We start from the raw sequence: 12243 nt of genomic DNA, 5'->3' as shown, positions 1-12243 counted from the left end.
CAATTTTAAAATTAAAAACTAGTAATAAAATTGCTAGTTTTTTAATGTAAGAAGTTATGGAAGCTTTAAGAAGAAATCAAGTATTGATTTTCTTCTTTTTTTAGGTGAAATTTTTCTTTCGATTATATGAAATTATAAAATCTTTATTTTAAGAAGGTGATATTTCACTTGACCACATGAAATATATGGTTTACCATATACATAGATTTACTATGCATAGTAAATCTATGTATTGGAGGTGGAATTATGAAAATTAGTAAAGAACTATTAAAAGGGAGCACGGTAATTTTAATTTTAAGTCTTTTAAAAGAAAAACCTATGTATGGTTATGAGATGATTAAGGAAATTGAAGAAAAGTCCAGTGGAATTTTTACTTTTAAAGAAGGTACCTTATATCCTATACTCCATAGTTTAGAGGGGGAAAATGCAGTTGAGGCTTATTGGGTTGAAAGTGATGAGGGAAGAAAAAGAAAATATTATAAGATTACTAAAGGTGGAATTAAACTTTTAAAAGAAAAAGAAGTGGAATGGAAAACCTTTAAAGGAGCAGTTGATAATCTTTTATACCAGGGGGTGTTGATGTAATGGATGGAGTTAACTCTTACTTAGAAGAAATTTGTAGTGTTATTAAATGTAAAGAAGTGCATGATGAAATAAAAGAAGAAATGAAAGGTCATATTGAAGAACTGTCCTTAGAATATATAGACAATGGATATGAAAAAGAAGAAGCCTACAAATTAGCTATAAGAGATATGGGAGATTCAGGAGAAATAGGTTTTAAGCTTAATAAGGTGTATGAGAAAAAAATAGAATATAAAACTTTGATTATTGCTATATTGTTAAGCTTATTCGGTCTTGGTTTTGAATTTATTTTAAATAATAAATTAAGTTTTTATAATCCTTCTCCAGTAAATCAAGTAATATATTTTATCATAGGAATAGGAGCATTTATAGGTATATATTATTTTGACTATAGAAAATTAGAGAAATATTCTTATTATATATTTATAGTTTCTGTAATCTTATCTTTTATTCAAGTAACATTAGGGGAATCAATGTGGGGAAGACCTAGCTTTAGAGTTATAAATTTTCGAATTGTAAATTTTGAAGTATTTATTTTGGTAGGATTTTTAATTTCTATTAGTGGAATTATTAAAGGCATTAATTTTAAAGAAAAAAAGCAAATACTCATTGCTATAGGAATTTTTATTCTAGGAAACTTTTCATTGTTTTATATAATGAATATAGTCAATAATCTTATTTTTACTGTTGCATTTATTATTTTACTTTTTCAAAACAGTCATAATAAATTTATACCTAGCGCTTTGGGGATAGGTACATTAGGAAGTATTATAGTACCAATCATAAGTCGTGAATATCGTAGAGCGAGGTTATTTGCATTTTTAAAATTCAAAAGTGATCCTTATGGTATGATGATTTCAAAAATATTATCATCTTCTCATATTATAGGGAAATTTGATACAAGTAAAATAGAGGGATTTGCTGGACATGGTACAGATCTTGTACTTACTGCAATAATATCTGCAATGGGGTGGATAGTAGCTTTAGCTATAATAGTATTAATTTTGACTTTTATAGTTATATTATTTAAAAATACTAAGATAATAAAAAATAGATATGGAAAAAATATAATGATAAGTATAACTACAGCATTTGGAATACAATTCGTCCTTAATATACTAATGTCAATGAATTTATCTCCAATTTTAATTGTTGCATTGCCTTTTATAGGGCACGGTGGATCATCTATGTTAAGCAATATGATAATGCTAGGCTTAATATCCAGTATATATTCAAGAAAAAATCTTAAAAATAGTTTTAATAATGTCATAAATTCATAGATTTATTGCATCATTAAAAAATTCTAAATAGATTCACAGATTAAAAAGTTATAGTATTAATAGTATATCTTATTAGAGCTTCTGGGATATTTATTTTATTGTATACATAGATTTACTATGCATTGTTAATCTATGTATTGGAGGTGGAACTATGAAAATAAGTAAAGAACTATTAAAAGGAAGTACAGTAATTTTAATTTTGAGTCTTTTAAAAGAAAAGTCTATGTATGGCTATGAGATGATTAAGGAAATTAAAGAAAAGTCCAGTGGAATTTTTACTTTTAAAGAAGGTACCTTATATCCTATACTCCATAGTTTAGAGGGGGAAAATGCAGTTGAAGCTTATTGGGTTGAAAGTGATGAGGGAAGAAAAAGAAAATATTATAGGATTACTAAAAGTGGAATTAAACTTTTAAAAGAAAAAGAAGTGGAATGGAAAACCTTTAAAGGAGCAGTTGATAATCTTTTATACCAGGGGGTGTTGATGTAATGGATGGAATTAGCTCTTATTTAGAAGAGGTTTGTAGTGTTATTAAATGTAAAGAAGTACATGAAGAAATAAAAGAAGAAATAAGAAATCATATTGAGGAATTAGCATTAGAATATATAGATAATGGATATAGTCCAGATGAAGCTTATAAATTAGCTATAAGGGATGTGGGAGATTCAGGAGAAATAGGTTTTAAGCTTAATAAGGTATATGAGAAAAAAATAGAATATAAAACTTTGATTATAGGAATCGTATTATCATTGTTTGGTATAGTAGTTAATTTTTTAATAACTAGCAATTTAATGCAGAGCTATGAAAATCAAACCGTTAAAAGTATAGTTTGTTTTCTACTTGGAATAGGAGTGTTTTTAGGCATATATTATTTTGATTATAGAAAGCTAGAAAAGTATTCATATCATATTTATGGAATATCAACTGTAGTAGGATTACTTTCTTATATATCAAAAAGTGGAATGTCAATAGTTAGAGATGAAATTATGTTAGGATCATTAATCATGCTTCTTTATTTAATTTCAATAAGTGGAATTATAAATAATATGGACTTTAAATATAAAAATAATATATTTAGACTTATTGGGATGTTTATTTTATCTAATTATATTTTATTTTTAGAAATGAATAAGATATATGCTGTAATATTTACTTTTGTATTTATAGTGTTAACAATTAAAAATTGTAAAAATAAAAAAATACCAATAATTTTTACTTTTTCATCAGTTTTAGGAGGTTTATTTTATTGTTTTATGAATCCCTATCGTTTAGCAAGACTAACAAGTTTTATAGATTTTAGAGACATTAATAAGGGTGCAGCTTACATAAATAATATAATATCTAAAATTATGGATTCTTCTCAATTTATAGGAAGAACATTAAATCAAGATATAATCAATATGATATCTTTTGATGCGAATGATATTACATTTACTCTAATATTATGTTATTTTGGATGGGCTGCTGCACTTTTTATAATAGTATTATCTATTATTTTTATAATATCTTTATTTAGAAATATAAAATTAATAAAAAATAATTACGGAAAAAATATAATTTTAGGAATTACAATCTCCTTTCTTATTCAGTTTACAATTAGTATTATGATGTGCCTTAATCTTGCACCAATAATTGGAGTTGTATTGCCTTTCATTGGATATAAGATCACATCAATGATTACTAATATGGCTATGTTAGGACTTATATCCAGTATATATTCAAGAAAAAATCTTAAAAAAAGCTTTAAAAAGATAAGTTTATAAACTTATTTTTTTAAGGCTTTGAGACTATAAAAGTTCTATTTTTTAAAGTTTTCAATGTTATAAATTACTATATATGTTATTGTATATTCAAGATTACTTATAGAATCAAATTGAAATATTGACTTAAAATGGTATGATATTAATTAGAGAAGGAACAAAGTCTTCTCTAATTTTTTTAATAATATTTTGAAAATTCATAAATTTTACAACTGATGGCTATATTATTATAATTAGATAAGGTTTATATTACATAGGACATAGTTTAGGAGGAAGAATATGGGTTTTAAAAACAAAGAAACAAGGAGGAAATATAAGTTATCTACTATTTTTGCAATTATAGCCGTTATATTTCTTATAATTGGTGGAAAACTTTACGCAACAGAGTCTGTATTTGTAAGAAAATTAAACGATTTTAAAAAGTATTTCACTGTAAATAATCAAGTAGAAGCACACAAGATTTATGACGAAACAAAAAAAGAAAAGCACAAAGAAAAAATAGATACATATTTATTAGATCAGTTAGAGGCTTTAAAATTTAGTTTAGAAAATAATACTATTGAAAATGAAAAAGCAGAAGAGTCTATAGTTAATTTTAAATATTATGGAGATAAATCGAAAAAAATTAAAATAGAATATGATAAGATGCTTAATTATATACAAGATGATAAGCATTATAAAAATGGAATAAAATATTTTGAAGAGAAAGAGTTTATTAAGGCAAAGGAAGAGTTTGCCCTAGTTAGGGAAAGTTATAAGTTCTATGAGCAGGCACAGGATACATTAAAAGTCATACCTGAAAGAGCTAAAGAGTTTGCGTTAAAGAAATTGGATAGCTTTATTAAAGATGGCGATTTCCAAAAGGCATTATCAAAAATTGATGAAGCTTTACAGTTAAATAATAATGATAAAGATTTATTAGCAGAAAAAGACAAAATACAAAAGGAAAAAGTAGAGTATTTAAAAAATACAAAAGAAGTAAAGGCTGCTCTTGAGAAAATTAATAAACTACAATGGCTTAAAGATATAAAAAATGTATATGTAGAAGAGATTACTTATAATAATGAACCATATTATAAAGTAATAGAAAAAGACAACAAAGGAAATAATCTATGGCAATATGACCTATATGTTCACAGTAAAAAAGATGAAGTATTATTAATAAAGGGAAAAGAAGTTAAAAATCTTAATAAATTTTTAGAAGAAAATAAAGAATCTTAAACTTGTGGATTTTAAATTTACGTAATAATTTGTTTTAATATAATAATTATAAATATAAAGTTGAATTAGGTATTTAGAAAAGAAAATTTTATATGCTGATTTATAAAGAATCTTTTAAGAAGAGAAATTATTATCTTAAAGGATTCTTTTTTCTTATATCAATTTTTATTAATATAAGAAGTTCTAAATTAGAAGGTCTATATAAACTTAAATTAATTTGATGGGATTAGAACTTTAAAGTAATTTATTAAAAGGATTTGGCACGTAATGCATAAAATAAAAATATAATTAGGAGAGAACTTTTAATTATTAAATAATTATTCTAGCAACTTTTCAACTGATTTAATAAGATTACACTCAATTGTATCACCGCTATTCTTTAATTTATATATTAAAAATAAGAGGGAGTATATTTTATAAAAGGTAAAACAATTGAAGAAATTAATTTAGGAGATAAGGCCTCTTTTGAAAAAACTATAAGTGAAAGTGATGTTTATTTATTTGCAGGAATTACTGGGGATTTAAACCCTGCTCATATTAATGAAGAAGCTTCTTCTAAAACTATGTTTAAGAGCAGAATTGTTCATGGAATCTTAATTACAGGATTTATTTCAACAGTAATAGGAATGTATTTACCGGGACCGGGAACTATATATTTAGCATAGGATTTAAAATTTTTAGCTTCTGTGAAGATTGGAAATACAGTAAAAGCAGAAGTAGAAGTTATAGAAATTAATAGAGAAAAAAATAGAGTAAAACTTAAAACTACTGTGGTAAATGAAGAAGGAAAGATTGTTATTGACGGTATGGCAACAGTTATGCCGCCAAAATAAATTTGAGCATTGCTAATATTAGCAGTGCTTAAATTATCTATAAATAAGTATGATTAACTAAAAATACAATGTATAAACGAAGTTATATTTAAAATGATTAATAATTAAGAAGGAGTTAATAGAAGAAAAATAGAAATTACTTATAAAATAGAAAACTAGGAGGGAAATATGCCGAAATTAAATATTGAAGACTATAATATTCATTACGAAAGCTACGGAAGTGGGGAACCAATTATATTTTTATCTGGAATACTGATGAGTACAATAAGCTGGCACCCCTTTAGAAAAAGTTTTAATGATTACAATTTAATATTAATTGATTTGATAGATCAAGGACAATCTTCTAGTGCTAACTTTCAATATGATCAAAACCTTCAAGTAGAAATACTATATAAGGTTATTGAAAAATTAAATATAGATAAATGTCATATTGTGGGTATATCTTACGGTGGAGAAATAGCATTGCAATTTGCATTAAAGTATCCTCACAAATTAAACTCTATAATATTGTCTAATACAACCTGTCATAATAGCAATATAATGAAAGACATAAAAGAATTATGGGATTTTGCAGCGAGCACTTATGATGGAAGAATACTTTTTAAAGCTACAATGCCTTATATATATTCACATAAGTTTTATGAGGAAAATATACAATGGCTTAAGAAAAAGGAAGAAGCATTTTCAATAGGTCTTACTAAGCAGTGGTATAGCTCTTTTAGAAGAATAGCTAAAAGTGCATCAAATTTAAATTTGACAAAAGAAATAAAAAATATAAGTTTACCTACTATGATAATAGGTAGTGAATATGATATTTTAACACCTATATGCTATCAAAAATTAATACATAAAAAAATAAAAGGTTCTAGGATAGTTGTAATTGAAAAAGCAGGTCATGCGGTTATTTATGAAAAACCTATAGAGTTTATAGCAGCAATAAAAGGTTTTCTGGAGTCGTATAACCAAGATATAAAAATACTTTAGTAAGCAAAACATATCATATATTTTATGATTTATATGAAAAAATGATATAATATATAAAAAATTAGAAAAAGGTGATATATTAATGAAGTTATTTTTTATGTCTGATATACATGGCTCATTGAAATATGCAAAACTTGGTGTTGAAGCTTTCATAAAAGAAGAAGCAGATTATATGGTTATTTTGGGAGATGTACTTTATCATGGACCGAGAAATCCTCTTCCAGAGGAGTATAATCCTAAAGAAGTAGCAAATTTATTAAATGAATACGCAGAAAAAATTATAGGAGTAAGAGGAAATTGTGATGCAGAGGTTGATCAAATGCTCCTTACATATCCTTGTATGATGGATTATAACGTGATTTTAGCGAAAAATAAAAGAATTTTTGTAACTCATGGTCACATTTATAATGAGAATAAACTTCCTAATATTTCAAAGGGAGACATAATAATTTATGGACATACTCATATACCAGTAGCGAAGAATGAAAATAATATATTTATTTTAAATCCTGGATCTATTGCATATCCTAAAGAAAATAATCCTCACAGTTATGGAGTTATTGATGGAAATAAATTTTACATTAAAAATTTAGAAGGAGAAGTTATTAAAGAAATTGATATTTTGGCGAATTAAATCAAGATATGGAATTTCGAAGATTTCTTCGCAAAGGAAAGCAGAATATCTTTGACGAAAGCATTCTTTTGGCTATGCTCATAACGTAAAAAAGAGCTCATTGAACTCTCTTTTTTAATGCACAATGCACAATTTACAATTATGGATATTTCTCAGTTATCACTGAGAAATTTTGAATTGTCCTGTAGCGGCGAACAGTGTTCGCCACATATTATTACGATATTTAATTAAATTTAAAAACTCTAATTGAAAGTGAGTATGCAAATGCTCCATTTTTAAAATATGGGTATAAAAAAATAAGAGTTGAGCATTAGCGGTTTTTAATCGTTAATGCGACAACTCCTTTTATTTTGATATATTTTATATTCTAATAAAGTTTATATTTTAGCAATTTTACTATTTCACTGATATACTTTTAACAATGCAATCAATTACAATTGCTTGTATTATTTAAGTAACTTTTCTTCTTTACTTCCTAGGAATACAGATTTTTGGCTTGGTCTAAATTCGCCAGTGTTTTCATCTCTTCCTTGTAAGTAATATCTAGCATCTGATTTACCTATAGTATCAGCAGCTTCTTTTGAAAGCTTACCAAGTTCATCACCTTTGCATCTGTTAATGATTAAGCTAAATTTAGTATCTTTAAAATCAGATAACATAGCAACGTCACCAGCGCTATCTCCACCAACGATTAATGGACCTTGGCCACCATGGTTTTCAACTAAAAACTTTTCTATAGTTTTAGTTTTACCTTTGCTTTGAGTTTGATCGTAGCCTTTTCTAAATTCAGCCTTAATTACACCTTTATCATCTCTTTCAAGTTCCATAGCAAATACATTTTCTTTTGGAAGTTCATATCCGAACTTAGGGTTAGTAGCAAATGTTCTAACAACATCTATGAATGATGCTGAGCAGATATAAACATCTATTCCATTATCCATTAAAGTTTTGTAAAGGTTTTGTTGTTCTTTTATTGTTCTTAAACCAGAGTGGAATTTAACTGAAACAACGCCAGCTTTACCTGCTAATTCCTTTGGACTAGTCCAAGTTTCTTCACCAAGTTCATGGTTTAACCAATAATCATTTGATTTTTCAGTTAACTCAGAAACTTCCTTTTCAGTCATCCCTGCAAATAGGTAAGTTACCCATGGATAGCTTACATCAGAACTAAAAGATTCACCGATTGAATTATAAAGGTATCTAGTTTTAGCTATAAAATCTTTGTATTCAGGAGTAGCTTTAATCTCATCTAAAGATTTAGTTCCTTTGAAACCTTTATAGTTTTCATATAAGAATTTGTAGTCAGAATCAATATCAGCACCAACTAATTCGATGTTAACAGGTTTTCCTTCATCGTTATTGCAGGCTTCTACAAAGTTGTCCTTTGGAATGTTTATTCTAATAGTGTTGCTAAATTCTTCAGGAGTCATTTTAAATTCAAGATTTTCTAACTGATATGCAAGTAACGCTTCTTCAACATCATTGATTATTGATGTGTTATCCCAGTCAAATACAGCGTAAGGCTTTTTCTTTTCATCATAATCCTTACTGTTTTTGCCGTATTTCTCTATAAGGTCTGTTAAAGCAGCATAATTTTCAGGAGCCCAGTTACCCTTTTCAAGTTTAACTTCCTTTTTGTTATCAGTTTGTTCTACTTTAGTGTCATTTTTAGTTCCTTCTGTTTTAGCAGAATTTCCACATGCAACTAAAGAAAAAGACATAATGCATGCTAATGATAAGCCAAGAGTTTTTCTTTTAAAATTATTCATAAGTTATCTCTCCTTATTTGTGTCATTTGTGATTTCATTTTTAATAGAAATAGTTAAATATGCCAAATAAAACTTATTGTTAAAACTTATTAACCATACTTAACATAAACTTTACAATTAATTTATATAACGAGCATCAAAAAATGTCAATATAAAGTTGGGTTTCCCTATTCTTGGAATTAATTTTAAATTTAATTTAAAGACTTTCTAAAAAATATGAAAACGAGCTATGCATTAGGAGTTGTATCTTCTCATGAACAAGATAAGAGCAGCCAAGAGTTATAAGAGATGCTATGAAATCAAGAGTTAATATAAATGAGCAGATTAAATTAGATGAGATTAAAATCACAATGATAGAGGAGCATTGTCTTTTAATTGTTATAAATCAGGCAGAAGAAGCTGCAGATACCTTAGCAGTTCTAAAATTTACAAAATCAAAGGCAGCAAGAATTATTATTGTAACTAATATAGTAGGAATCATAGTCTCAAGAGAAGTAGAAGAAGTCCTAAACAATAAAGATGCTCTACAAAGATCCGCAAGCTTATGCAGGGGGAGCATTAGAAAAAAGCAAATAATTAGTGAGAATGGGATATGGATTGTCAGCACTTTTTAATAAAATTTTTATTTGGTCATTAGGTGTCATATAATTGGGAGCACTGTGAATACGTTTATAATTAAACCTGAATTATTCACCAAATTTATTTCAATATTATATTAGCTGTTATACTTTGGTGATTAATTTTTTGCTTCAACTTAGAAATTTTTCATATGAAATCTTTAATTTCTTATTTTTAGTCTGATCATATCTTAAAAATGATATATTTTCACTAAGGAGCATCTTAAATTAATTTATATTCTATGAAATAAAGACTTTAGATCCATTAAGAGATATGGAAGCTGTAATAAAAATGATGAAAAGTTACAAGAAATTGTTTCAGTAGTTTCTCATGCTACTATATTTAGAAATGATAGTGAAAGAAATCCACAAATTTTCGTTGATGTTTTCAATTTAACTATAGCTAAATTAATGAGATTGACTCCAAACGTTTCTTATGTTCATAGTGTGGGCATAAAAATTCAGAAGTAAAAAAAATTAGCGCTTAGAGAATGGAATTGTATAAATTGAAGGTATACCACCATAGAGAAATAAATGCTAATAAAAATCTACTAAAATTAGTAATATAATAGTGGTTATTGAGGCTGGAATGACCTTGTGACTAAGGTAAAGTTGTTCCAATAGAAATATTAATCATGATGTTATGATTTAAATGAAGGAATTGGTAATAGTTCATAAAGTTACATAACTTGACACGGAATTAATTTAAATCTATAATTTTAGTTGTAACATATTTAAATTGAGATTAAGGAATAATAAAAATTAAATAATAAGAATTTAGGTGCTTTTATAAGTGAAAAGGGAATGTGGTTAAACTCCACAGCAGCCCCCGCTACTGTAAATGATGACGAACCTTAAATTACACCACTCTTTTAAAGGGGAAGGTTAAGGAGAGAATGAATCAAAAGCCAGGAGACCTGCCTAAATCTTAGATAAAAGCTTTCGGAGGGAAAGTTCTATTAGTATGAGGGGACATTCTGCAGATTATTTATACAAATAGAGGTGAACTTAGAGAGTTTGCCTCTATTATTTTTTTATTTGAAAGGGAGTTTTAATATGGCAAAGATAATGGTGCAAGGAACAGCATCTTCCGTAGGCAAGAGTATATTAGTTACAGCACTATGTAGAATTTTTAAACAAGATGGATATAAGGTATGTCCATATAAATCACAAAATATGTCATTAAATTCATACATAACTTTAGATGGTAAAGAGATGGGACGTGCGCAAGTATTGCAAGCTTATGCTTGTGGATTAGAGCCAGAAGTATACATGAATCCTATACTATTAAAGCCAACTAGTGATAAGAAGTGTCAAATAATTGTAAACGGAGAGGTTTACGGAAATAGCACAGCAATGGAATATCATAATATGAAATTAGAGTTTAAAGATATGCTAAAAACTCAATTTGAAGAGTTAGAAAATCAATTTGACATTATAGTTATGGAAGGTGCAGGTAGTCCAGCAGAAATAAATTTACGAGATAGAGATATAGTAAATATGGGAATGGCAGAACTTGTAGATGCGCCTGTAGTCTTAGTTGGAGATATTGATAAAGGTGGAGTTTTTGCTTCATTAGTAGGAACACTAATGCTTCTTACGGAAGAAGAAAGAGAAAGAGTAAAGGGAACTATCATCAATAAATTTAGAGGTGATGTAGATATATTAAAGCCAGGTATTGACATGCTTGAGGATATATCTAAAAAACAGTGTATAGGAGTTGTACCACATTGTACATTAGCTCTAGAAGATGAGGATGGAGCTGTAGAATTAAATAAAAAGATAACAAATAAAATTGATATAGCTGTTATTAAACTTCCTAGAATCTCAAATTTTACTGATGTAGATGCACTTAAAAATGAAGAAGATGTTTCAGTAAGATTTATAACTTCTGTAGAAGAATTTAAAAATCCTGATTTATTAATTATACCAGGAAGTAAAAATACCATTGAAGATTTAAATGCACTTAAAACTTCTGGACTTTTTGATAAGATTAAAGAATATAGCAAAAATGGAGAAATAATAGGAATTTGTGGTGGATATCAAATGTTAGGCAAGAAAATCACAGATCCATATGGTGTAGAAACAGAACTATTAGAAATAGAAGGATTAGGACTTTTAGACATAGAGACAGTCTTTGAACAGAAAAAGGTAACTACTAGAGTAGAAGCTGATTTAATTGATAATAAAGTCTTCGCCACTGATAGAGATAAATTATCTGTATACGGTTATGAAATTCATATGGGGATTTGCAAATACGGTAAAAATGCCAATCCACTATTTAATATAAAGACTCAAAATACAAAAGAAGTAAATTATAATGATGGAGCTATTAATGAATATGGCAATATAATGGGATCTTATATCCACGGAATTTTTGATAAAACAGATTTTAGAGAAGTTATAGTTAACAAGCTTAGAAGTAAAAAGGGTATAGAATTAAAAGAATCAAAACCATATGAAAGTTTAAGAGAAGAAGAACTTGATAAACTTGCAGATTTAGTAAGAAAAACTTTAGATATGGATGAAATATATAAAATCATGGGAATTAAAAGATAGTTA

General features: G+C 27.1%; 10 protein-coding genes, 1 pseudogene and 1 riboswitch. Of the genes and pseudogenes, 10 read left to right on the top strand and 1 reads right to left on the bottom strand.

The window, feature by feature from the left end; genetic code table 11:
• The first annotated feature begins 246 nt into the window (after nucleotides 1-246).
• From ACWPW7_RS15565 to yfcE, 8 genes and pseudogenes are all read left to right on the top strand, one after another.
• Nucleotides 247-585 carry a PadR family transcriptional regulator gene (locus ACWPW7_RS15565; RefSeq protein ID WP_454054247.1) on the top strand — a complete coding sequence of 113 codons (339 nt, stop codon included), beginning with the start codon at nucleotides 247-249 and terminating at the stop codon, nucleotides 583-585.
• A complete protein-coding gene (locus ACWPW7_RS15560) occupies nucleotides 585-1862 on the top strand; it encodes an FtsW/RodA/SpoVE family cell cycle protein (protein WP_454054246.1) in 1278 nt (425 codons plus the stop codon). The genes ACWPW7_RS15565 and ACWPW7_RS15560 overlap by 1 nt, the downstream gene beginning before the upstream one ends.
• A gap of 151 nt (nucleotides 1863-2013) precedes the next feature.
• Complete coding sequence (locus tag ACWPW7_RS15555) at nucleotides 2014-2352, top strand: PadR family transcriptional regulator (RefSeq protein WP_454054245.1); 339 nt, start codon at nucleotides 2014-2016, stop codon at nucleotides 2350-2352.
• Nucleotides 2352-3626, top strand: a complete 1275-nt coding sequence (locus tag ACWPW7_RS15550) for an FtsW/RodA/SpoVE family cell cycle protein (protein WP_454054244.1) — start codon at nucleotides 2352-2354, stop codon at nucleotides 3624-3626. The genes ACWPW7_RS15555 and ACWPW7_RS15550 overlap by 1 nt, the downstream gene beginning before the upstream one ends.
• Before the next feature lie 276 nt (nucleotides 3627-3902).
• Nucleotides 3903-4844 (top strand): hypothetical protein, encoded by a 942-nt coding sequence (locus ACWPW7_RS15545; protein WP_291562170.1) that lies wholly within the window; start codon nucleotides 3903-3905, stop codon nucleotides 4842-4844.
• Nucleotides 4845-5260: 416 nt separating this feature from the next.
• Nucleotides 5261-5677, top strand: a pseudogene (locus ACWPW7_RS15540) (MaoC family dehydratase).
• 168 nt (nucleotides 5678-5845) lie between these two features.
• A complete protein-coding gene (locus ACWPW7_RS15535; protein WP_454054243.1) occupies nucleotides 5846-6661 on the top strand; it encodes an alpha/beta fold hydrolase in 816 nt (271 codons plus the stop codon).
• Between the two features lie 82 nt (nucleotides 6662-6743).
• A complete protein-coding gene (yfcE, locus tag ACWPW7_RS15530) occupies nucleotides 6744-7295 on the top strand; it encodes a phosphodiesterase (RefSeq protein WP_454054242.1) in 552 nt (183 codons plus the stop codon).
• A gap of 446 nt (nucleotides 7296-7741) precedes the next feature.
• Here the strand turns inward: yfcE and ACWPW7_RS15525 are convergent, their stop codons facing one another.
• Entirely contained in the window at nucleotides 7742-9064 is a 1323-nt protein-coding gene (locus ACWPW7_RS15525; RefSeq protein WP_454054241.1) for a haloacid dehalogenase-like hydrolase, read from the bottom strand.
• A gap of 293 nt (nucleotides 9065-9357) precedes the next feature.
• On the opposite strand from ACWPW7_RS15525, the gene ACWPW7_RS15520 reads away from it, so the two are divergent.
• Both ACWPW7_RS15520 and ACWPW7_RS15515 read left to right on the top strand, forming a co-directional pair.
• Nucleotides 9358-9678 (top strand): hypothetical protein, encoded by a 321-nt coding sequence (locus ACWPW7_RS15520; protein WP_454054240.1) that lies wholly within the window; start codon nucleotides 9358-9360, stop codon nucleotides 9676-9678.
• Nucleotides 9679-10443: 765 nt separating this feature from the next.
• A riboswitch (cobalamin riboswitch) is annotated at nucleotides 10444-10620 on the top strand.
• 117 nt (nucleotides 10621-10737) lie between these two features.
• Nucleotides 10738-12240 (top strand): cobyric acid synthase, encoded by a 1503-nt coding sequence (locus ACWPW7_RS15515; RefSeq protein ID WP_454054239.1) that lies wholly within the window; start codon nucleotides 10738-10740, stop codon nucleotides 12238-12240.
• Nucleotides 12241-12243: the final 3 nt, after the last annotated feature.

This window comes from Clostridium sp. Marseille-Q7071 (assembly GCF_965112025.1).
This window is presented reverse-complemented; position numbering and strand designations above follow the sequence as displayed.

Excerpts from the sequence above, each read along its gene's own strand:
- ACWPW7_RS15565 (WP_454054247.1), top strand. The coding sequence starts at position 247 with ATGAAAATTAGTAAAGAACTATTAAAAGGGAGCACGGTAATTTTAATT.
- ACWPW7_RS15560 (WP_454054246.1), top strand. The coding sequence starts at position 585 with ATGGATGGAGTTAACTCTTACTTAGAAGAAATTTGTAGTGTTATTAAA.
- ACWPW7_RS15555 (WP_454054245.1), top strand. The coding sequence starts at position 2,014 with ATGAAAATAAGTAAAGAACTATTAAAAGGAAGTACAGTAATTTTAATT.
- ACWPW7_RS15550 (WP_454054244.1), top strand. The coding sequence starts at position 2,352 with ATGGATGGAATTAGCTCTTATTTAGAAGAGGTTTGTAGTGTTATTAAA.
- ACWPW7_RS15545 (WP_291562170.1), top strand. The coding sequence starts at position 3,903 with ATGGGTTTTAAAAACAAAGAAACAAGGAGGAAATATAAGTTATCTACT.
- ACWPW7_RS15535 (WP_454054243.1), top strand. The coding sequence starts at position 5,846 with ATGCCGAAATTAAATATTGAAGACTATAATATTCATTACGAAAGCTAC.
- yfcE (WP_454054242.1), top strand. The coding sequence starts at position 6,744 with ATGAAGTTATTTTTTATGTCTGATATACATGGCTCATTGAAATATGCA.
- ACWPW7_RS15525 (WP_454054241.1), bottom strand. The coding sequence starts at position 9,064 with ATGAATAATTTTAAAAGAAAAACTCTTGGCTTATCATTAGCATGCATT.
- ACWPW7_RS15520 (WP_454054240.1), top strand. The coding sequence starts at position 9,358 with ATGAAATCAAGAGTTAATATAAATGAGCAGATTAAATTAGATGAGATT.
- ACWPW7_RS15515 (WP_454054239.1), top strand. The coding sequence starts at position 10,738 with ATGGCAAAGATAATGGTGCAAGGAACAGCATCTTCCGTAGGCAAGAGT.